At 41.2% G+C, this 23017-nt stretch carries 20 protein-coding genes; 14 read left to right on the plus strand and 6 right to left on the minus strand.

From position 1 onward, the window contains the following. The first annotated feature begins 47 nt into the window (after window positions 1-47). The 9 genes from spoVS to mutL all read left to right on the plus strand — a co-directional run bounded on the left by spoVS (window position 48) and on the right by mutL (window position 13747). The gene (gene spoVS / locus C6344_RS03880; protein WP_003211281.1) at window positions 48-308 is read left to right on the plus strand and encodes a stage V sporulation protein SpoVS; all 261 of its coding nucleotides are present in this window, start codon (window positions 48-50) and stop codon (window positions 306-308) included. A 202-nt stretch (window positions 309-510) separates the two neighbouring features. After that, complete coding sequence (locus tag C6344_RS03885; protein ID WP_106072728.1) at window positions 511-3555, plus strand: efflux RND transporter permease subunit; 3045 nt, start codon at window positions 511-513, stop codon at window positions 3553-3555. A 175-nt stretch (window positions 3556-3730) separates the two neighbouring features. Then, the gene (tdh, locus tag C6344_RS03890; RefSeq protein WP_106072230.1) at window positions 3731-4795 is read left to right on the plus strand and encodes an L-threonine 3-dehydrogenase; all 1065 of its coding nucleotides are present in this window, start codon (window positions 3731-3733) and stop codon (window positions 4793-4795) included. Then, window positions 4792-5973, plus strand: a complete 1182-nt coding sequence (locus C6344_RS03895; RefSeq protein ID WP_106072729.1) for a glycine C-acetyltransferase — start codon at window positions 4792-4794, stop codon at window positions 5971-5973. The genes tdh and C6344_RS03895 overlap by 4 nt, the downstream gene beginning before the upstream one ends. Window positions 5974-6131: 158 nt before the next feature. Further along, the gene (gene miaB, locus C6344_RS03900) at window positions 6132-7658 is read left to right on the plus strand and encodes a tRNA (N6-isopentenyl adenosine(37)-C2)-methylthiotransferase MiaB (protein ID WP_060596336.1); all 1527 of its coding nucleotides are present in this window, start codon (window positions 6132-6134) and stop codon (window positions 7656-7658) included. Window position 7659: 1 nt separating this feature from the next. Further along, on the plus strand, window positions 7660-8094 hold the full coding sequence (gene ricA / locus C6344_RS03905; protein WP_003211238.1) for a regulatory iron-sulfur-containing complex subunit RicA: 435 nt from the start codon (window positions 7660-7662) through the stop codon (window positions 8092-8094). A 484-nt stretch (window positions 8095-8578) separates the two neighbouring features. Beyond that, complete coding sequence (gene cotE / locus C6344_RS03910) at window positions 8579-9124, plus strand: outer spore coat protein CotE (protein ID WP_003212450.1); 546 nt, start codon at window positions 8579-8581, stop codon at window positions 9122-9124. A gap of 124 nt (window positions 9125-9248) precedes the next feature. After that, entirely contained in the window at window positions 9249-11825 is a 2577-nt protein-coding gene (gene mutS / locus C6344_RS03915; RefSeq protein ID WP_106072228.1) for a DNA mismatch repair protein MutS, read from the plus strand. A gap of 20 nt (window positions 11826-11845) precedes the next feature. Then, complete coding sequence (gene mutL, locus C6344_RS03920) at window positions 11846-13747, plus strand: DNA mismatch repair endonuclease MutL (protein ID WP_106072730.1); 1902 nt, start codon at window positions 11846-11848, stop codon at window positions 13745-13747. Window positions 13748-13955: 208 nt separating this feature from the next. Here the strand turns inward: mutL and bslA are convergent, their stop codons facing one another. Together bslA and C6344_RS03935 are read right to left on the minus strand one after the other, a co-directional pair. After that, complete coding sequence (bslA, locus tag C6344_RS03930; protein ID WP_060596340.1) at window positions 13956-14492, minus strand: biofilm surface layer hydrophobin BslA; 537 nt, start codon at window positions 14490-14492, stop codon at window positions 13956-13958. Window positions 14493-14617: 125 nt separating this feature from the next. Continuing rightward, on the minus strand, window positions 14618-15016 hold the full coding sequence (locus C6344_RS03935) for a hypothetical protein (protein ID WP_034662180.1): 399 nt from the start codon (window positions 15014-15016) through the stop codon (window positions 14618-14620). A gap of 568 nt (window positions 15017-15584) precedes the next feature. Here C6344_RS03935 and C6344_RS03945 point away from each other — a divergent pair. The 3 genes from C6344_RS03945 (at window position 15585) to C6344_RS03955 (ending at window position 18434) form a co-directional block, all read left to right on the plus strand. Beyond that, complete coding sequence (locus tag C6344_RS03945; protein WP_034662177.1) at window positions 15585-16058, plus strand: CarD family transcriptional regulator; 474 nt, start codon at window positions 15585-15587, stop codon at window positions 16056-16058. Between the two features lie 312 nt (window positions 16059-16370). Next, window positions 16371-17120, plus strand: a complete 750-nt coding sequence (locus tag C6344_RS03950) for a poly-gamma-glutamate hydrolase family protein (protein WP_034662173.1) — start codon at window positions 16371-16373, stop codon at window positions 17118-17120. Window positions 17121-17285: 165 nt separating this feature from the next. Further along, on the plus strand, window positions 17286-18434 hold the full coding sequence (locus tag C6344_RS03955; RefSeq protein ID WP_034666524.1) for a Rap family tetratricopeptide repeat protein: 1149 nt from the start codon (window positions 17286-17288) through the stop codon (window positions 18432-18434). Between the two features lie 90 nt (window positions 18435-18524). On the opposite strand, the gene aprX is transcribed toward C6344_RS03955, so the two are convergent. After that, complete coding sequence (gene aprX, locus C6344_RS03960; protein ID WP_060596349.1) at window positions 18525-19850, minus strand: serine protease AprX; 1326 nt, start codon at window positions 19848-19850, stop codon at window positions 18525-18527. A 584-nt stretch (window positions 19851-20434) separates the two neighbouring features. On the opposite strand from aprX, the gene C6344_RS03965 reads away from it, so the two are divergent. Then, on the plus strand, window positions 20435-21169 hold the full coding sequence (locus C6344_RS03965) for a poly-gamma-glutamate hydrolase family protein (protein ID WP_034662166.1): 735 nt from the start codon (window positions 20435-20437) through the stop codon (window positions 21167-21169). A 77-nt stretch (window positions 21170-21246) separates the two neighbouring features. Beyond that, complete coding sequence (locus tag C6344_RS03970) at window positions 21247-21696, plus strand: OsmC family protein (protein ID WP_106061493.1); 450 nt, start codon at window positions 21247-21249, stop codon at window positions 21694-21696. A 47-nt stretch (window positions 21697-21743) separates the two neighbouring features. Here the strand turns inward: C6344_RS03970 and erbB are convergent, their stop codons facing one another. The 3 genes from erbB to C6344_RS03985 are packed head-to-tail and all read right to left on the minus strand — an operon-like array spanning window position 21744 to window position 22990. Continuing rightward, window positions 21744-22112: an SMR family multidrug efflux transporter EbrB gene (erbB, locus tag C6344_RS03975; RefSeq protein ID WP_034662159.1), complete on the minus strand. Its 369-nt coding sequence runs from the start codon at window positions 22110-22112 to the stop codon at window positions 21744-21746. Between the two features lie 15 nt (window positions 22113-22127). Then, window positions 22128-22445: an SMR family multidrug efflux transporter EbrA gene (gene erbA, locus C6344_RS03980; protein ID WP_060596350.1), complete on the minus strand. Its 318-nt coding sequence runs from the start codon at window positions 22443-22445 to the stop codon at window positions 22128-22130. Window positions 22446-22447: 2 nt separating this feature from the next. Further along, window positions 22448-22990 (minus strand): TetR/AcrR family transcriptional regulator, encoded by a 543-nt coding sequence (locus tag C6344_RS03985; RefSeq protein ID WP_066030878.1) that lies wholly within the window; start codon window positions 22988-22990, stop codon window positions 22448-22450. Between the last annotated feature and the right edge of the window lie 27 nt (window positions 22991-23017).

The raw sequence follows: 23017 nt of genomic DNA on the forward strand, positions 1-23017 counted from the left end.
TCTAATGAACACTCACTTATCCATTGTAAATTTAAGGGGGAGCAGAAATGGAAATTTTAAAAGTTTCAGCAAAGTCAAATCCGAATTCAGTAGCAGGAGCATTAGCAGGCGTTTTACGTGAACGCGGTGCAGCGGAAATACAAGCAATCGGCGCTGGAGCGCTGAATCAGGCGGTCAAGGCTGTAGCCATAGCAAGGGGATTTGTTGCACCAAGCGGAGTGGATTTGATATGCATTCCAGCCTTTACTGACATTCTTATCGATGGAGAAGAAAGAACAGCAATCAAATTGATTGTTGAACCACGATAATTCTAATTTTATTATTTTCAACCTGCTTACATCATGTGAGCAGGTTGTTTTTGTTTACCACTATACATTTCTTATATAACATATTCAGTTCATGAAATAGATAAAAATGACATATTAGAGCTTGCATTTTTTCACCAGGATGATAAATTAAGATGAAGTTAAAAATACTTCATCAAAAATAAATATTTAAGTAGGTGAAATAATGTTCGAAGCTTTTTTGAAAAGAGGAAAGCTTGTTTTTATTTTATTTTTTATTGTTCTCATTGCTGGCGGCTATTTATTCGCGCAGCTCCCTAAACGAGAACTGCCAGAATTCCAAGCGAATATCGTCACGATTTCCACCGTGTTTCCTGGTGCGGATGCAAAACAGGTGGAAAGTGATGTAACCAATAAGCTCGAATCAGCCATATCTGATATCAATGGTGTAGAGAAAACGAGCTCTGTTTCTGCCATTGGTTTTTCAAATATTGTGCTTGAAATTGATGATCAAGCCGACTTTCAAAAGGTGGCAAGTCAGATTAAGAATGAAACCACGAGTGCTGCGTCGTCCTTTCCTAACGGAGTGATGGAGCCGGATGTAAAGGATGAGTTCGGCAACGTGCCGGTTGGTTCTTATATGGTTGTGGCGAGTCAATTAACGGACTTGGCAAAAAGTCAGGAATCGCTGCGTGCGTTGAAGGAAAAGGTTGAGGACATCAAAGGGGTAGACAGTGTCGTCATCAAAGGATTCAATGACAAACAAGCGGTATTAAACTTAGACTCGAGTAAACTGGAGGATGAAGGGTTAAATGTAACGGATGTTACAAATGCCATCAATCAGGAATTTGACACATCTCCACTAGGCGACATTCGGGCAGGTGGCGAGAAGGTTAAGCTGTCCATTGATGCCTATGACCGTTTGGATCAAGTGACAAAGATTGAGCTTTTCTCCAAAACGAACCGTGAGCCGGTCACAATCAGTCAGCTTGGCAGCTTAAAAGAAGTAGAAAAAGAGAAAAGTGACATTGTGTCGTATAACGGAAAGCCCGCCTATTCATTTACAGTCAATATCAAACCAGGGCTTGATATTCCTAAAATGTATGACAAAGTCAGTGATGTTATTAAGAAAGAGAAGCAGCTTCCAAATGGTGTGGAGTGGGTAGACTACTATTCACAAAAAAGTGATGTGGATGCCATTTTTAATGATTTGATAAAAGAAGCCATTGTTGCGGTCATCGCTGTCATTATCGTCACCACACTTGGTCTTACCATTGGCGGTGCGTTCATCGTTTCACTTGCCATCCCATTATCGATCACAATCGGAACGATTCCGCTGCCATTTTTACAAGTGGACCTCAATCAGATTTCGATTATCGGCTTTATCATTGCCCTAGGAATACTTGTCGATGATGCCATTGTCGTCAACGATAATATTTTAAGGCAGATGAAAAAATACGAAAGTCCGCTTAAAGGAACGATTGCAGGTGTGAAAGAAGTTGCAGGGTCTATTTTGACTTCAACACTTGCGGTTGTGTTTGCTTTCTTGCCACTTGTTTTCTTATCAGGTGCAAACGGTTCATTTATACGAGCATTACCGTCTGTCCTAGTCACGACTGTACTTGCGTCTATGGTGATTTCTCTGACACTAGTGCCAGTCTATCAATATACCGTGAACCGAAAAAGAAAGAACAAGAAAATTCAAAAAGAGCCAGGATTCCTAGGCAAACCGTTAAAAAAATTAGCTGATTTTTATGCAGACCGTGTGCTGACGAACATTGTGAAGCGTCCGCTGCTTATTGGCCTAAGTGGTTTGCTCGTTGCAACGCTTGCCTTTTTACTGATTTTCGTCACACCATTTGAATTTTTCCCTGCAGCGAATAAGAAAGAAGTGGTTGTCACTGTCACACTTCCAAGTGAAACAACATTAGACAAAACAAATGAAACATTAGAGAAAATAGAACAAGAGACGAAACAGCAAAAAGGCATTGAAGAGACGGCGATCTTTGCAGGCGGCGGTGTACCGAACCTGTTTAATGAAAGTATCTCAAATGCAAGTGATCATACTGGTCAAGTTGTTGTGAGAGTAGACAATGATCAGATGACCAGTAAACAATTGATAGATCGTATGACAGAGCCTTTGCGTAAGAAATTCAAAGATGCTGATATTTTTATGAAAACCATTGTTCAAGGACCGCCAACCGGTGCGCCTGTGACTGTAACCATTGCGGGTGACTCTTTTGCAAAGCTCATTAATATCAAAGAAACGCTCACAAGTGAAATGAAAGAAAAAGGAGCGAGCTTGATCACTGACGATGTCAATCAGCCGGTAAAAACCATCTCCTTTGAATTAAACCGTGACCGAATGGCAGAGGATGGACTCAGCGCTCAGTTTGTCAGCAGACAGCTCGGTCTAGTGACAGAAGGCATGCCATTAGGCAGCTTTAAACAAGGAACAAAAGATATCGACCTAGTGGTCAAACAGGATATGGCTACACACCAAAATGGATTAAAGCTAAAAGAAATAAAAGTGCCTGTGAATTCAAATGAAGGTGGTATGCCTTCACTCGAGCCGCTTAGCCGATATGTAAAAGAAAAAGAAACAGAGCAGTACGAAAGCATTCCACATGAAAATGGAATTCCGACCATTACGCTGAAGGCGTACCCTGGCACGTCAGAGTCGTTTAAAGATGACATGAAAGAAGTCGTCAATCAAGTAGGAAAAACGGATGTTGCGAAGGAGCTAACCATTTCTCAAGGTGGAGAAAATGAAGATCAAATCCAGTTCTTTATTGAAATTAGTCTCTTATTTGGGGTTGTCTTGCTGCTCATTTATGTGACCATCGCTTTTCAGTTCAATTCATTGATGCTTCCATTGTTAGTTCTAGGTACGGTTTACTTAGCGATATCTGGAGCTGTTATAGGACTGTTTGTCACACAAACACCGTTCAGCTTCATGGCAACAATGGGAATTGTCTCATTAGCTGGTATCGTGGTCCGAAATGCGGTTGTCTTGTTCGAATTTATTGAGCAGCGGCGTAAGCAAGGATTCGATCAACAGACAGCTGTCATTGAAGCGGGAAGAGCTAGGATTAGGCCAATTTTACTAACAGCATTTACAGCACTGGTTGCCCTTATGCCTGTAGCATTAAGTAATGATCCGCTCTTTAAGCCGCTGGCAATCTGCATAGTTTCGGGTGTCTTTTTCTCAACGATTCTCACACTCTTCATTGTGCCAGCCTTATATATTGCCGTTTCAAAAAGACGATGACGCAAAAAGCAAATCTCCTTCTCTACGGGGATTTGCTTTTTTTTTTAGAAAAATATCCAAAAAAATATGTGGAGTGTTCATTTGTCTTTTTACAGTAGACAGTGGTATTTACGACTAAAATAAGACGTGTTAAAATCTCATTGGGAGAAGTTTTTTAACAAAGGGGTTGTACGTCATGTGTGGAACGATGAAAGCAATTGTTAAAAAAGAAAGCGCTTACGGGGCGGTACTGATGGAAATGCCGATTCCAGAAATCAATGATCATGAAGTATTGATTCAGGTGAAAGCCACTTCGATATGCGGAACAGACGTGCATATTTATAACTGGGATGACTGGGCAAAGGGAAGAGTTAAAGCGCCCTACATTTTTGGACATGAATTTACAGGGGAAGTTGTCAAAGTAGGGAAGCAAGTCTCACGTGCAAAAGTAGGGGATTTTGTATCGGCAGAGACGCATGTTGTATGTAATCAGTGCTATATGTGTTTAACCGGTCAGCAGCATTTGTGCAGTGAAACGAAAATTTTAGGGGTAGACATTGACGGCTGCTTTGCTGAATATGTCAAAGTACCTGAACAAAATGTGTGGCACAATCCAGCTCAAATGCCAGTAGAGCTTGCATCTATCCAAGAGCCGCTTGGAAATGCTGTTCATACAGTGCTGCACACACCTGTTTCAGGTAAGTCGGTGGCGATTTTTGGCTGCGGACCAATCGGTTTAATGGCGATCGCCGTCGCGAAAGCTTCCGGTGCTGTTCAAGTGTTTGCCGTCGATCAAAACGAATACAGGCTGGATCTTGCCCGAAAAATGGGGGCAGACCATATCGTGGATATTGGAAAAGATGATCCTGTTGAGGTGATTAAGCAGTTCACACGGATGGAAGGAGCAGATGTGATATGCGAGATGTCAGGACATCCAGTTGCCATTAATCAAGCACTCGAAGCTTGTGCAAATGGAGGGAAAGTCAATATACTAAGCTTGCCAGAACGGCCAGTGACAATTGATATTACGAATCAAATTGTTTTTAGGGGATTAACCGTCCAAGGAATCACGGGGAGAAAAATGTTTGAGACGTGGCGTCAAGTATCTGAGCTGTTAAGAACGAATACCATCGATGTCCAGCCAGTTGTCACCCATACGCTGCCATTTGAACAGTTCGAAAAGGGATTTGAACTCATGAGAAATGGTACGTGCGGAAAGGTCGTACTGATGATGCCATCAAATCAAAGGGGGAAGAAATGATGAAAGAATTCACGTATTTACAAGGTGAACTGGAAACAATGAAGCAGCAAGGCACCCACCAAACATTGAAAGAGATCGACTCAAAACAATCATCCACTGTGACATTAAATGAACAATCTGTCATACAGCTCTCCTCAAATAACTACTTAGGCCTCACCTCACATCCAAGGCTGATGAAAGCGGCAAAAGAGGCAATTGATGAATTTGGTGCTGGCACAGGGTCTGTACGAACCATCGCCGGCACAATGACGATGCACGAACGTCTTGAAAAAAAGCTCGCTGCATTTAAAAAGACAGAGGCAGCCCTTGTGTTCCAATCAGGCTTTACGACCAACCAAGGGGTCTTATCAAGTATCCTGACAAAAGATGATATTGTGATTTCAGATGAACTGAATCATGCCTCAATCATTGACGGCATCCGATTAACAAAAGCAGATAAAAAGGTATACGGTCATTCCAATATGGAAGAGCTTGAGAAAATTTTAAAGAAATCTATGAATTACCGCGTGCGTCTCATCGTCACAGATGGTGTGTTCTCGATGGATGGAGATATTGCGCCACTTCCTGAGATTGTGAGGCTCGCAGAAGCATATGATGCATTTGTGATGGTAGACGATGCGCATGCCTCAGGCGTGCTTGGTGAAAATGGCCGCGGGACAGTCAACCATTTTAAACTCGACGGCAGAGTGCACATTCAGGTTGGGACACTTAGTAAGGCTGTCGGAGTGCTCGGCGGCTATGTAGCGGGATCAGCCGTTTTAATCGACTACTTAAAGCATAAAGCAAGGCCGTTTTTATTCAGCACCTCACATCCGCCAGCTGTGACTAGAGCCTGTGAAGAAGCCATTGAAGTGCTGTTAGATGAACCAGAGCGAATTAGCACACTCTGGGAAAACGCCGCCTATTTCAAAGGAAAAGTCGTCAGCCTTGGGTTTCAAGTTGCTCCGACAGAAACACCGATTATTCCAATTATGATTGGAGACGAAGCCCTTACTTTCCGCTTTTCAAAGGCTTTAATAGAGCGAGGCGTGTTTGCTCAAGGCATCGCCTTCCCAACTGTGGCAAAAGGAAAAGCGAGAATTAGAGCCATCATCACAGCAGAGCACACAAAAGAAGAACTAGACCGTGCACTGACGATCATCGAAGAAGAAGCAAAAAAACTGAACATACTTGATTGAGAGAGCGCAGGCTCTCTTTTTTTAATAAAGAGATTGGCTGTGACCTTCTTGCTGAATAGGCATTTTTTATAGAAAAACTGTATATGAATTTATTTTCAATTCATCACAAAATAGTCTATACTGTAGGGTGGAGCTTGGTTTGAAAGGAGTACAAATTCATGAATGAAGAGCAGAGAAAAGCGAGCGGACAAGTAAGTTCATCGGACAAAAAATCCGAGAAGGACTACAGCCAGTATTTTGAAGCTGTGTACATTCCGCCTTCCTTAAAAGAAGCAAAAAAACGGGGTAAAGAAGAAGTCGAATACAATCAATTTCAAATTGACGAGCGGTTTCAAGGGTTAGGGAACGGCCGCAAGTTTTATATTCGCACATATGGCTGTCAAATGAATGAGCATGACACAGAAGTGATGGCTGGTATCTTTATGGCGCTTGGTTATGAGCCAACAAACTCAACGGAAGATGCAAATGTCATCTTATTAAACACTTGTGCGATTCGTGAAAATGCGGAAAACAAAGTGTTCGGAGAGCTTGGTCATTTAAAAGCATTAAAACGTGAAAAGCCAGATTTAATTTTAGGTGTCTGCGGATGTATGTCGCAAGAGGAATCTGTCGTCAACCGTATTTTGAAGAAACATCCATTTGTTGATTTGATTTTCGGTACACACAACATTCACCGCCTGCCAGAGTTGTTATCTGAATGCTATCTTTCAAAAGAAATGGTCATTGAGGTTTGGTCAAAAGAAGGCGATGTCATTGAAAACCTTCCGAGAGCCCGCCAAGGAAAAATTAAGGGCTGGGTGAATATTATGTACGGTTGTGATAAATTCTGTACATACTGTATCGTCCCTTACACGCGCGGTAAGGAAAGAAGCCGCCGCCCGGATGAAATTATTCAAGAGGTCAGACGTTTAGCGGCAGAAGGATATAAGGAAATTACCCTTCTTGGTCAAAACGTGAATGCGTATGGAAAAGATTTTGAAGACATGGAATATGGTCTTGGACACCTGATGGATGAGCTGCGTAAAATCGATATTCCGCGTATCCGTTTTACAACAAGCCACCCGCGTGACTTTGACGATCACTTAATTGAAGTGCTTGCTAAGGGTGGGAACCTTCTCGATCATATTCATTTGCCAGTTCAATCAGGAAGTTCTTCTGTATTGAAACTCATGGCGAGAAAATATGACCGTGAGCGTTATCTTGATCTTGTGCGCAAAATCAAAGAAGCCATGCCAAATGCTTCATTAACAACGGACATTATTGTTGGGTTCCCAAATGAGACAGATGAGCAGTTTGAGGAAACACTTTCCCTCTATCGCGAGGTTGAGTTTGATGCCGCTTATACGTTCATTTACTCTCCAAGAGAAGGAACACCAGCAGCGAAAATGCAAGACAACGTGCCAATGCATGTGAAAAAAGAACGTCTGCAACGCCTGAATGCCCTCGTGAATGAAATTTCCGCGAAAAAAATGAAGGAATATGAAGGGCAGACTGTCGAAGTATTAGTAGAGGGTGAAAGTAAAAACAACCCTGAAATCCTAGCCGGATATACAAGTAAAAGCAAGCTTGTGAATTTTAAAGCACCAAAAGAAGCGATTGGCAACATCGTCAAAGTGAAAATCACACAAGCCAAAACTTGGTCTCTTGACGGAGAAATGGTTGGAGAAGCTATCGAGGTGAATTAAAATGACGCTTTATTCAAAAAAAGAGATTGTCGAGCGTGCAAGAGAGCTCGCTAAAATGATTTCTGAAACAGAAGAAGTTGATTTCTTCAAGAAAGCAGAAGCGCAAATCAATGAAAATACAAAAATTTCAACGATTATTAATCAAATTAAGGCGCTTCAAAAACAAGCTGTGAATTTAAAGCATTACGGCAAACATGAAGCCTTAAAGCAAGTGGAAGAAAAAATCGATGCCCTGCAAGAAGAACTGGATGAAATCCCGGTGATTCAAGAATTCAAAGAATCACAAGTGGAAGTCAATTCCCTGCTTCAGCTCGTAGCGCATACGATTTCTAATCAAGTAACAGATGAAATCATTCTTTCAACCGGCGGTGATCTCTTATTAGGAGAAACCGGTTCAAAAGTGAAAAACTCATCACCAAGTTGCTCCATTAAATGAGAAAACCCCGCAGATGCGGGGTTTTTATTATATAGAATATATGTAATTTGTATTTTGCTACTGCATCAACAACAAAATGTTGATGCAGTAGCCCTGTATTTCGTAAAAAATGTATTGATTTATTTATTCAAAATATTATAGTGATACGTTATAAACTAAAAATTAATTGATTTTACAGATTAAAAGATTTGAATTGAAGCTCAATGCTAAATCCAAAAATGTTTATTATAATATTAAATTGTTTCATTAGATCTCCTCCTTATATAAAGAAGGGCTACTATCTATATTACATCAAATGACACCATTACAGTCAACCCCAAACTCTCACTCTCCAACTTTTCCAATTTTCAAGGCAAGTTTATGGGCGACCATGCATACACTGAAACAGAAATGAATTTAATTGAACATGAAGTTCAAAATCGTGACACACTAGACGAATGCCCAGCATAAGATAAAACGATCAAGAACAAGGAGGCATGCCGGAATGTCTGAATACAGAGAGATTATTACAAAAGCGGTGGTTGCAAAAGGGAGGAAATTCACCCAAAGCACACACACCATTTCTCCATCGCAAAAACCAACCAGCATCCTAGGTGGTTGGATCATTAATCATAAGTATGATGCTGAAAAGGTCGGTAAAACTGTTGAGATTGAAGGAACCTTTGATATTAACGTATGGTATTCTTACGCTGATAACACAAAAACAGAAGTCGTCACAGAACGGGTGAAATATGTAGACATCATCAAACTGAGATATAAAGATAAAAATTTCCTTGATGATGAGCATGAAGTGATTGCAAAAGTGCTGCAGCAGCCGAATTGTTTAGAAGTGACCATTTCACCAAACGGCAATAAAATTATCGTTCAGGCAGAACGTGAATTCATTGCTGAAGTGGTAGGAGAAACAAAAATTGTTGTAGAGGTCAATTCAAGCTGGAAAGAAAAAGATGATCACGAGTGGGAAGAAGAGGTGGATGAGGAGTTAGAGGATATTCATCCAGAATTCCTAGCGGGTGATCCAGAAGAGTAATTGATGACTAGGGCGCATATCCCCCTAGTTTTTTTGTGTCCTATCTAGGAGAAAAAAGGGGATTTTTTATGCTATAATGAAAGATGGTATGAATTCGAATGTAATATAGTGAGGGATTAGAAATATGGCAAGTTATACGCCCATGATACAGCAATATTTAAAAATCAAGGCAGAGTATCAAGATGCCTTTTTATTTTTTCGCTTAGGCGATTTTTATGAAATGTTTTTTGATGACGCAAAAGAAGCGGCACAAGAATTGGAAATTACGTTAACAAGCAGAGATGGCGGGACAATACCAATGTGCGGTGTGCCTTATCATTCTGCTTCTGCATACATAGAACAATTGATTTCAAAAGGCTACAAGGTCGCGATTTGTGAGCAGGTGGAAGATCCTAAAACGGCAAAAGGTGTCGTCAAAAGAGAAGTCGTTCAACTCATTACACCAGGTACGGTGATGGATGGTAAAGGCTTAAGTGAAAACGAAAACAACTTCATTGCATCTGTTACAAGATTTGAAAATGGATACGGACTTGCACTTTCCGATTTATCTACAGGTGAAAATATGGCGGCTTTCATCGATCGATTAGATGAAGTCGTGTCTGAAATTTATTCTGTCGGTGCAAAAGAAATTGTGGTGTCAAAGCAGCTGGATGAGGAAACAGTCAAAACATTAAAGGAACGGTGCCAAGCGACCATTTCATACGAAGATAGTGATGAGTTAATCGATGAAGCTGAGCGACTCGTGTCCCCCCTTAACGAGCAACTAAGATCGACCTTTTTGACATTATATGCTTATTTAAGAAGAACGCAAAAAAGAAGTCTCGATCACCTTCAGCAAGTGCAAGTGTTTGAGCTCGAACAAACAATGAAAATTGATCTTTACTCAAAACGAAATCTTGAATTAACAGAGACGATCCGCTCAAAAAGCAAGAAGGGCTCTTTATTATGGCTGCTAGATGAAACAAAAACAGCGATGGGCGGAAGGCTGCTCAAACAGTGGATCGACCGGCCGTTAATTCGTCTTTCGCAAATTAAGGAACGTCAGGAAATGGTGCAAATTCTCATGGATCATTTCTTTGAACGAGAGGATCTGCGTGAACGATTAAAGCAAGTATATGATCTTGAGCGTCTAGCGGGCCGCGTCGCATTTGGCAACGTAAATGCCCGTGATCTCATTCAGTTAAAAGAATCCTTAAAGCAAGTGCCAGCCATTAAAGAGCTTGTGCACTCACTGCCAGAGGAAATGGCGAAATCAAGAGCGAATGATATTGATCCTTGTGGTGACTTACTTGATTTATTAGAAGATGCGCTATATGAGAACCCGCCGATGACGTTAAAAGAAGGCAATTTGATTAAAGACGGCTACAATGCAAAATTAGATGAATACCGTGATGCCAGCCGAAATGGGAAGGACTGGATTGCACGGCTTGAACAGCAAGAAAGAGAATACACAGGCATTCGCTCCTTAAAAGTCGGGTTTAATAAAGTGTTCGGTTATTATATCGAAGTGACACGCGCGAATACGCATCTTCTGGAGGAAGGGCGTTATGAAAGAAAACAAACGCTTGCCAATGCAGAGAGGTATATTACACCTGAATTGAAAGAAAAAGAAGCGCTGATTCTTGAGGCAGAATCAAATATAAGCGAACTGGAATATGAACTATTCGCAGCTCTCAGGGAACAAGTGAAAGTCTATATTCCGAGATTACAGCTGCTCGCAAAACAAATGAGTGAGCTGGATGCCCTCCAATGTTTTGCGACTGTCAGTGAAAAGCGCCGTTATATCCGTCCGGAATTCTCAGAGGATGAGGTGGATGTCATAGATGGCCGTCACCCAGTCGTTGAAAAAGTGATGGATCATCAGGAGTATGTGCCAAATGACTGCCATATGGGAAATGGCCGGCAAACCTTACTCATTACTGGGCCGAATATGTCAGGGAAAAGTACGTATATGAGACAAATGGCGCTTATCTCAATTCTTGCGCAAATTGGCTGCTTTGTGCCGGCATCAAAGGCGACCCTTCCGATCTTTGATCAAATCTTTACACGCATTGGTGCGGCAGATGATTTGATTTCTGGTCAGAGTACTTTTATGGTAGAGATGCTTGAAGCAAAAAATGCGATGGTGCATGCAACGAAAAACAGCTTGATCTTATTTGATGAAATTGGACGCGGGACAAGCACTTATGATGGAATGGCTCTTGCGCAGGCAATCATTGAATTTGTTCACGATCATATTGGTGCCAAAACGCTATTTTCTACACATTACCATGAGCTTACAGTCCTTGAGTCTCAATTAAGCGAGCTGAAAAATGTCCATGTACGTGCTGAAGAGCATGAAGGCACGGTCGTTTTCTTACATCAAATCAAAGAGGGGGCAGCTGATAAAAGCTATGGTATTCATGTAGCGCAGCTTGCTGAATTGCCTGATGCCATCATCGATAGGGCCCAGACCATTTTGACGGAGCTTGAGAGCGGATCACATGAAGTGACCCCGCACGTATCTGCAGCCCCAAAAACAGAAAAGACCGAGGGAAAACAGCAGCTTTCTTTCTTTGAAGTAGAAGAAAAACCGCAAACTAAACCAGTTCTAAAACAGAAAGATCAAGCGGTGATCGAGGAATTAAAGTCATTCAACCTAATGGATATGACCCCGCTCGAAGCGATGACAAAGCTATATGAATTGCAAAAGAAATTATAATATAAGGTGAGGTGAGCAAAATGGCAAAGATTATTCAATTATCCGATGACCTATCCAATAAAATTGCTGCAGGTGAAGTAGTCGAGCGTCCGGCTTCTGTCGTAAAGGAGCTTATGGAAAATGCAATCGATGCAAGCAGTACAGTGATTGAAATCGATGTAGAAGAAGCAGGTCTTTCCTCTATTAGAATGATTGATAATGGTGTTGGAATCGATGCTGAAGATTGTAAGCTCGCCTTTCAGCGCCATGCAACGAGTAAAATCAAAGATGAAAATGATCTGTTCCGTGTCAGAACGCTCGGATTCAGGGGAGAGGCGCTGCCAAGTATCGCATCTGTCTCTCATCTAGAAATGAAAACAAGTACTGGTGAAGGAGCTGGAACGCACCTGGTACTGCAAGGCGGAAAGATCATTTCAGAGAAAAAAACCTCTGGCCGCCGCGGTACCGAGATTGTCGTTACCAACTTATTTTACAATACGCCTGCCCGTTTAAAATACATGAAAACCGTTCATACGGAGCTTGGCAATATATCGGATGTCGTCAATCGAATTGCGCTGGCTCACCCAGAAGTATCAATTCGCTTGCGACATCAAGGGAAAGTTCTGCTTCAGACGAATGGAAACGGAGATGTGCGGCATGTGCTTGCGGCCATTTACGGGACAGCTGTTGCGAAAAAAATGGTGCCGCTTCACGTGCAATCACTTGATTTTGAAGTGAAAGGATATATCTCCTTGCCAGAAGTGACAAGGGCATCACGGAATTATATGTCTTCTGTTGTAAACGGCAGATATGTTAAGCATTTTCCGCTCGTGAAAGCGGTCCATGAAGGGTATCACACCCTGCTGCCGATTGGCCGCCATCCGATTACATTTATTGAGATGAAGATGGACCCCATTTTAGTGGATGTGAACGTTCACCCTTCGAAGCTTGAAGTGAGACTAAGTAAAGAGCAGGAACTTCATGAGCTAATCAAACAAGGAATTAAGGAAGTATTTCAAAAGCAGCAGCTTATTCCAAGTGCTTCAGTGCCAAAGAAAGCACCAATGCCAGCAGTGAAAAATGAGCAGCAATCCTTAACTTTTGATGCGAAAAAAATAAACACAAGCGTGTCGGAAACGCCGCTATCCTATCAGCCGGAGCCTCTCGAATCGGTTGTATACGAGACAAGTCAGACGGGTACATATGGGACGCCTGAGCAGGAAAAGACTGAGGCGTCATCACCCGTATTTTATGAAGATGCTCCATCTGAGCGTGTTCAGTTAGAGGAATCCGCCGCTTCACTAGAATATGAAGAGTCGGTACTGAGAGAAGATGTTGCAGAAACCATTTCAGAAAACGAACGTGTTCCAGTCATGTATCCCATCGGGCAAATGCACGGCACATATATTTTGGCTCAAAATGAACGAGGGCTTTATATTATCGATCAGCATGCGGCCCAGGAGCGAATCAAGTATGAGTATTATCGTGAGAAGGTAGGAGAGATCAAGCAGGAAGTGCAAGAAATGCTCGTCCCATTAACATTCCACTACTCGAAAAACGATATGCTGATTATTGAAGAGCATAAAGAGATACTAACGAAAGTGGGCGTCTTCTTAGAGCCTTTCGGTTCAGGAAGCTACATTGTTCGGTCGCATCCGCAGTGGTTTCCAAAAGGGGAAGAGGCTGAACTGATCGAAGAGATTATAGAGCAAGTGCTAGATGAGAAGCGTGTTGATATCAAAAAATTGAGAGAAGAAGCGGCGATCATGATGAGCTGTAAAGGCTCTATCAAAGCAAATCGCCATTTGCGTCATGATGAAATCAAAGCCTTATTAGATGAACTCCGGCAGACAAAGGACCCCTTCACTTGTCCGCACGGCCGGCCGATCATCATTCATCACTCGACATATGAAATGGAAAAAATGTTTAAACGGGTCATGTGATCAAATGAAAAAAAGACAAAGGGCTAAAATCATCTTGATTTTGGCCCTTTGTCTTCTTTTCAGCGTGATAGAAAACCTTTGCAGTCTAGGAAGGGCGAGCACCGGAACGGAGCGAATTGAACATTCGTGAGTAACGGAGCACAGACCTGACAAAGAATGCGAGGGTTTGTCTACACGCTGAAGCGCTCTTATTAGAGCGCTTTTTTATTTAGCATCCACAAGGATTTGGCGGTGTGACCACAACTGGTCGTGTTTGAATATCAAGGGTGTCCTCTGCATAAAATTTAGAACCAATGCTAAGCGCACGGTTTTCTGCGCGGAACGTATATGTACCTGCAGCAGGAAGTACTTTATGAGAAAGTTGTAATTTATATTGTGAGATTCCTAATAAATCGATTCTAGCTGGAATGCGGACAGTTTTTCCACTGTTCAAAATGTAGCTGTCTTTTAATGCTTTTCCATTGAAGATGTCTTTTGTTGTCGCTTGAAAGCCTGCAGGCAATGTGAACTCAATGGCACCGATACTTAAAATAGAATTTGGGCGGTATGTCAGCTCAATGTCAGAAAAAGACCATTCCTGCTTACTTGTACCTGTAATTTTTGCATAAAGTTCAGCTGGTCTTGCATTCGTTGATGCTTTGCCTTCCTCCGTTTTGACTCCTTCTGCGGATGCGGCAATCGGTACCGATAGTGCCATGACCAGTGTAAGCATTCCGATCATGATCATTGTCCATGTTTTTTTCATTTTTTCCTTCCCCCTTGTTGAATATAGGCAAATAATAGATGATTACACCCATTATTTACCTATAAGGTTACCATATTCCTATATGGTATTAAATGGTATATTGTACCCTTATTTTTTCACTTTGTTTAGTAATAACGGGGGAAAAACGCATTTGGTTGGTTCATTCCATAACCATGGCCTGTCATTTGCTGATTTGGCATCATCATATGCATATCTTGATATCCGTATGGATGATATGGCATCATTCCGTATCCACCATAGTGGCCAAGATGATGGTGATCTTTCATTGGAACATGTGAAAAGGCATCATGCTGATTTGGAAACGGCGAATAGGTTGAATGATGATGCGGATAGTGTCCGCTGTACATATCTTTTTTACCGGTATGATCATGCTTTGGCATATTCATAGGATCCTGCATGTTTGGCGCGACCACATGCTCATGATTGGCTGTATACACATTCTCAAATGTATGATAGGGGTTTTCTTGGTGATGATGATTCATTGGGCTATTCATATTGTTCATTTGATATCTCATCCTTTATGTCAGGTTGCCATATCCTATGAGCATGATCCGTTTCATGAGCCTATCCATATGAAAAAAACCGGCTTTTCAGCCGGGAAAACGAAAAGCAGGTGAAAGCGTCAATTGCTAATATGAGAAGCCATGTCTTCTTCTACGACGCTTCTTACAGCTGCTGCAGACACTTTTAGGACAGTAATAGGGATCGTAGCTTCTAGAAGTATCCCAGAAATCGCTCTCAAACCATTTATCTTTTTTATGATGAAACTTTTTTTCTTTACATGGATCCTCATGGCAATGATCGTCATGCTTTTTATAACAGTTTGAGTGGGAATGTTTGCACTTGCATTTGCACATTGTCATCCCTCCTAAATGTGACTCAATGCTAGTATATGCAAGAATAAGACAAGGGGACTGGATAATGGCGCTTTTTTTGTAAAAAAAGGCTTTTTCTGAAAAACTCAAATAAAAAGAATTGACTAGTGCTAAAATAACATGATAGAATATAAATTTTTATCCACCGATGAAATGTGTTATAATCATAATGTGAATACTTTCGGAGGTGGCGGATTTGTTTCAAATAGGTGATAAAATTGTTTATCCTATGCATGGTGCCGGTGTGATTGAAGGAATGGAAGAAAAAGAGATTTTAGGTAAGACGGAGGAATATTTTCTGATTCAAATGCCGAATATGCAGATGATGATCCCAAGAGGCAGAATCAATCAACTAGGTATACGTCCGGTAGCAGATCAAGCAACGCTGAAAGTTGTGATGAACAATTTTGCAGAAGAAACAAACGACGACACGCTTACTTGGAAGCAAAGATATGATGAAAATCTGAAAAAGCTAAAAACAGGTGCGATCGAAGATGGTGCAGACGTTGTCAAAGATCTGATGAGACGCAATCAGAAGAAAGCATTAAATTCAAGTGAAAAGAAGATGCTTGAAGATGCACGAGGCATGTTAGTGAGTGAGATTTCTCTTGCACAAGGACTGTCGCAAGATGAAGTCCTTTCAGCTTTAGAGAATGAACTAAGAGTTTAATGATGGATATACCGTAATTGGCTGTAAACAGAAGGGCATACCTTTTGTTTACGGCTTTTTTTGTTTGAAATCAGAAGAATATGTCCATTTTTGTAGGTGATTTTAACTAAAGCTAAAATAAGGTCATACGATGCAGTTTTTATTCAAGCAACGAATGATTCAAAGAAGTCAGAAATACCTAGGGCAGCATAAAAAACAGGTAAGTTCTCCTGATTCGTTCAAATGAGCCGGACAACCTTTGAATTCTGTTAGCCATTGATAGTAAAATAATGCGATAAGATGACACCTAAGAGAATGAAAAGGAGCGGTGAAATGAAAAGGCTACTGATATGTGGATTCATCTTTCTGATCCTGTGTGCTCTTTTAATGGTGAAATGCAGCCATTCTGTTCAAGAAAAAAAAGAGCAAAAGCAATATCAAGAAGAGGTAGAAAAGTATCAAAAAGAGCGAAAAAAAGGGGATCAATATGAAAGCTTTAAACAGCTTATCCGACATGAAAGAGAAGGCTATGAAATAGAATTTCACGAAAAGGGTGGAAGTGATTTACTCGTCTTTTCTCCTCATGGAGGGGAAATTGAACCAGGAACAAGTGAAATTGTAGAAGCATTTCAAGAAAAGTACTCTACGTATTTGTTTGAAGGAACAAAACAAGACAATAATCGTGATTTGCATATTACAAGCACCAAGTTTGATGAACCGATATTGGTTCAAATGATTAAAACGTACCCCTTCTCCATTTCTATCCACGGCTATAAAAGTGATAAAAGACACACGCTAGTTGGCGGGACAAACGAAAAAATGCAAAGAGCAGTTGTACGAGAATTAAAGGATCGAGGATTTTCTGCAGAAATGGTGCAAGAAGGCGAACGGCTTTCAGGAACAGATCCCAAAAATATTAATAATCGAAATGCGAGTGGTGAAAGTGTTCAGCTAGAAATTAGTACGGCGCAGAGAGAAGCCTTTTTCGACAATTTTGATACGAGAAAAGGAAAGAAAAAAGCATTCAGACGTTATATCAGTGCTTTAAAAGAAGTATTAAGAGAATTTGACCCATCTTCGTAGAAAAACCGTTTTGATGGGCAAAAGTACTCTATTTAAACTTGGTAAAAAAGATAGAAATATGCGAAATGAACATAAATTATGTAATAACTTACAATTTGCCTTAAAAACATAAATTATGTAAAATAATAGTTATCAGTTTGATATGATAGAATGGGGCTGAAGTGGATGGCACACAAAATACCATCTTCCGAAGTAGGTGTAAAGATCAATCAATGGTACACGCATATTTGCAAATTTGAAGTCGAACAAGCAAACGATATGAAGCGCCTTGTTGAAGAAGAAATTCATGAGATGGAAGAGGATCAAGATTTACTTCTATATTATTCTCTAATGGATTTTCGCCATCAAATGATGCTTCAGCATTTAACGCCAGTCCATGCAGGGAGTGAAACGCTTCAAGCCGTGTCTTTTCCGAAAGAAATGGAAGATGGAGAAGATGAGATGACAGGCTTGCTCGGCTATTACTTTCATTTTTTCCATGGAATGTATGCGTTTATCCAGCGCCGGTATATCGAGGCTATTTCCTATTACAAGCATGCGGAACATCAACTGATCTTAGTGACAGATGAGATTGAAAAAGCGGAATTTTACTATAAAATCGCTGAAGTATACTATCATATGAAACAAACTTATTTCTCCATGCATTATGCTAAAAAGGCGAGAGACATTTATAAGAAACATCAGCTTTATGGAAAAAGAAGCATTCAATGTGATTTTGTCATGGCAGGTAATTGGATTGATGTGAGTCAGCACCAAAAAGCGCTTCCTTATTTAGAAAAAGCGTTAAAGGTCTGTGAAGCGATGGAACGGCAAGAATGCACATCTTATTTTAAAGCGATGGCTCTTAATAACTTAGGTGCTTGTCATTATAGTATGGGAACGTATCATACAGCGACTGTCTTTTTTGAACAAGCCATTTCCCTTTATCAAAAAGATCAAGCATCCACGATGATCAAATCATTATTCTCACTTGCCCTTACTTGTTTTAAACTCGGAGATATCCAGCGGGCTGGCGAGGCTATACGTAAAGGAATGAAAGAGGCTTGTTTATTGGAAGATGAAATTTATCAGTTGAAATTCCAATTTTTGCAGGCGCTTTATATAGAAAAAGACAGCTGTGAGCAATTAAGGTCGGCCCTTTTTGGTCTGCGAAGCAAAAAAATGTTTGCTGATTTAGAGGAATTAGCACTTGATGCGGCTAATTATTATAAGGAACGCGACATGTACAAGGAATCTTCCACTTTTTTTGAGATTGTGATCGAAGCGCGTACGCACATTCAAAAAGGAGATGAGATGTATGAGAACGAAGCATAACATGTCAGCTGCTCAAGTAGATGAAAGACTTCACACGTAATAACAGACAAACAACACCCTTTACGAATCAACGTAAAGGGCTTTTTTAATTTATTCTTTGATGGCTTTTTCTGCGTCAATGGCACCTGCTCCGTAAATCATCGGGTCATCTCCAGACCACTTGCTTGTATTTTCTTTTAACAGGGTTTTGACATCATCGGGCGTTAAATCTGGTGAATGCTCTAATAGAAGAGCGCAAATACCAGCACAAATCGGTGTTGCCATAGATGTGCCAGATAACGCCGTGTAATCGTCCTCGACTCTGCTTGATTTATCGAGTTTATCTAGAAAGGACCTTGGTGATCTGAGAGAGACGATGTTCACTCCTGGTGCAAGGATATCAGGCTTTGTTTCACCATAAACAGTAGGGCCTCTGCTCGAAAATGGTGCCACGATATCATCGTTTGATTCTGGTGTATTCCGGTCATCAAAAGCGCCAACCGTAATAACTTTTTGACTGACGGCAGGGCTCGCAATCGTTTGACTGTTAGGACCAGAGTTTCCGGCAGCGACGCATACAACAATGCCTTGATCCCAAGCAGCATTGACAGCGCGCACCATCGGATCGTCTTGTTCGTCATCATAACGCTGGGCATCTCCGCCTAGTGACATACTCATAATATGAATCGGATCATCAGGGTGATCTTCATTGAACTGGATGCACCATTCAACCCCTTCTATAATAGTAGAAAGTGATCCAGCCCCTTGTTTATTTAACACTTTCACGCCAATTAAATGAGCTTTTGGAGCAGGTCCTTTGTACAAGCCATCTGAGGCAGCTCCGTCTCCAGCTACATCTCCAGCGCAGTGAGTGCCATGCCCGTTATCATCATAAGGCTTTGTTTTTTGCTTGACTAAATCCACAAAATCGCGAATTCTTCCTTCTAGATCTTCATGCGGATAAATCCCTGTGTCAATGACAGCGACCGTAATACCTTCCCCTGTTAAGGTTGTACCGTTTCGGATGACTTCATCAGCATGACTTGCTTGTGTGGCCATATCCAGAAGTGCATGAACTTTCCGGTCTAAATAAATTTTACGAATATGCTCACCATTCGCTAACAGCTCCTCTAAAGCATCCGGTGTTAGGTCAGCAGCGCAGCAGTCGATATGTGAAAAGTGCCGTTTAATTTTTGTTTTTCTACTTTTTTTCATGAACTGTTTTGCGCTTTGAATACCTGCTTCGACCGCACCTTCCTTAAATTCAATGATCACACGAAGCTTCTTTCTCTTCTTTAATCTTCCTTCAAAGAAACGATGAAGAAAGCATGGCGTCCATTTAAAAGGTTTATAAAGGTGAAGGACGGTTTCTCTTAAAGGCTGATCCAGTTTACTAGCATGTGTTCTGACCATTTGCACCATAGAAAATCCAAACATGTAATGCCCTCCATTCTAGCTATCCATTCTTGTACACTATTACGTTATGAGAATGAGAGCTGCTTGGTTCGGATTCATGCCCCTCCTTTTCTTCATATTGGCGGCTGACTGATTTCTCTTTAAAAAGAAAAGCGCTTACATTTTGTAAAATAATAGAAAAAGGTGAAAAACATGTAGAATCTGCCGATGATAGGTGGGAGAGTTCTTCAAAGAGAACCGGTGAAACAATCGATTTTGCAGAAAAAAGGGGGGGATAAACAGGGTCAATGCTCATACAAATGTGGCTTGTCACAGAGGAAAAAAATCAAATCCATATAAATACAAGCCGAATTAAAGAAAACAGACTGGATAGAACTAGGCCATTTTAAACATAACTTCATTTGTCTGTCATACTATTCTAACTCTGTTTTCAAAGAGGAGAGGCGTTTCTGTGTATATAAATGCAATTATCTTATTTTTGAGGAATCTCATGATCTAGAGTGTTATGATCAAATTTGAAGAGAAAAAGTGGAAAAAATGAAAAGAAATGATGATTCAGTATAAATCATAGAAACGGCTTAGAAATCTGTTAAAGGAGAACGGGAATGAAGAAGTTTTTTGCTTTGCTTCTCCTGCTTGCGATCGGATGGGGCGTTTATTATACAATGCAAGCACAGGAACATGATGAGCCAGTGTCATCAGGTGGGGAAGACGAAAGCGGTTCAAATGATATTTATCGCAATTTTAAAGAACTGGAAGAAAACGAATCAACAAGCAGCTATCAGATTACAGCCAACCCAGTGCCTGGAAGCCGTCTTCTAGTGATGTCACCCCATGGCGGGAGGATTGAAGGCGGCGTGAGCGAGATCGTCCATTTTTTCGATAATGATTTCTCTACGTATTTGTTTGAAGGCTTAAGAGAGAATGCGTCAGAACTTCATATTACAAGCACAAACTTTGATGAGCCAGTCGGCGTCGCGCAGGCAAAAGCACACGATTATATCTTAGCAGTTCATGGATACAAAGGTGAGGAAGGAATTGACCATACTCTCGTTGGCGGAACAGATTACGACCGTGCAGAAAAAATTGTGAACTCATTAGAGCGGAACGGATTTTCTGCTGAACTGGCTGTCGCACACGCAACCCTGAGCGGAACAAGCAATCATAATATTAATAATCTTACAAAAACAGGGCAAAGTGTACAGCTAGAGATTAGTAGAAGTCAGCGTGAAGCTTTATTTGACAGTTTTGACTTTCGGCGGCGGTCGAGTACAAAAAACGAGACGTTCTACCGGTATGTCAGGGCGATTCGGACAGTGCTGGATGAGGAATATACATAAAGATGGTGCACATGTTAAGACAAGCAGCGTGAATTCTTGTTACACTATAAAAAGTGATAATAAAAGGAGAGACGAATATGGCGCGTCATCATTTTCATCTTCAGGCGAGCTGGCCTGGTCTGCGTAACGATGTGGGTACAATCTCATGTGAACAGTTAAAAACGAAGATTTCAATTCCAAAAGAAATGGACGGTCCCGGCATTGGAACAAATCCAGATGAGATGCTTTTAGGTGCAGCGGCTACGTGTTATATTATTACACTTGCCGCTATGATGGAGCGGAGCCAATTAGAGAAAGAGGATCTAACGATGAGTTCTGAGGCTGTCGTAGATGTGACCAATGGTGTGTTTACATATGAAAAAATCATTCACCGGCCTGTCATCATCCTCAAACAATCCGCTTCCCCGCATGATATTGAGCTGGCCCGCAAGCTCGCGCATAAAGCCGAAAGCTCATGTATGATCTCAAGAGCTGTTCAAGGAAATGTGGCCATTTCCTTAGAAGAAACCATTCAAGTTGGCGGGTAAAAACAAAAAAGTCATTTTCTCTTATTAAATGGAGAAAATGACTTTTTTTATGACGTCCATTCGGTTTGATCGATTTGTTCTTTGTTTTCTTCCTTTTGTTTTTTGGACAGGTTCAAGACAATCACGCCGCATATCACAAGTGCAAGGCCTATGAAGCCTTTTATGTGAATGGTTTCGTTAAACAGCACGAGTCCGATAAGAGCAGTGAGTGCTGTTCCAACGCCAGACCATGTCGCATAAGCAGACGAAAGGTCAATGGTTTTAAGTGCCAAACTGAGGAAGGTAAAGGCGCAGCCAAATCCGATCAGGACCCCAATACTCGGCAGCAGTTGCGAAAAACCTTGTGAAAGCTTCAGCATCGTACTGCCAAAAACCTCCGTCAAAATGGCTCCTGTTAAATAGAGCATTCCTTTCATGATCTCCCACATCCTTTATGACATATTTAAAAGTACAACCCCTGAGACAAGCATCGCTATCCCAATGACTGCTCTTTGGTTCAAGGTTTCTTTGAAAAAAAGCACGCCAAAAATAGCCGTGAGGACTGTACCAACCCCAGACCATGTTGCGTAAGACATGCTAAGCGGAATGATGTTAAGTGTCAATGACAGCATATAAAATGCAAGTGTATAGCCAGCAACAACGACAGCGCTAGGCTTAAAGCGCGTAAAGCCATTTGAGAGTTTTAACATCACGGCGCCAATGGCTTCTGAAAAAATGGCCACAGCCAGAAAAAGATATCCGAGGATCATGATCATCCCTCCTCTAATAGGTGTAAAATCCGATGAAGTAAAAGGGTTTTTTCTTCTCGATTCAGCGGTTCAAGCTGAAACATTTCTGAAAACCATATCCCATCACATGCGAGTCGAATTAGCTGACTCAATGCAGGGTCGTTTATTTCCTCAGCTGCTTTCGCTTTGAACTCCGCATAAAAATCACGCCAAGGGTTCAATAACGCTTCATCAAATGACATGGTAGCCATCATACTTGTACATAGCTGGGTCGTATTTTGATGATCAAGATCATGTAATGTGGCCAATATATATGCACGTACATAAGGCGCTTTTTCGTGTTTGTAAGTTTCTTGATACGTTTCGAGCTGCTGACGAAAGCAAAGAATCGCGTGCTCATTCATTTTTTGGATGAGCTCTTCCTTGCTTGCAAAATGATAAAGCAGGCCGGCTTTGGTCATATGTGCATGCTCTGCCACTTGCTGAAGGGTAAGCTGGCTTAATCCTTCTTCTAAAATCGTGCGGGCAGCTGCATCAAAGATTTGCTCTTTTTTGGTTTTAGACATAAAAAAAACACCTACTTTACTGAACGG

Source organism: Bacillus sp. GBSW19 (genome assembly GCF_002998655.1).
Classification (GTDB): Bacteria; Bacillota; Bacilli; order Bacillales; family Bacillaceae; genus Bacillus.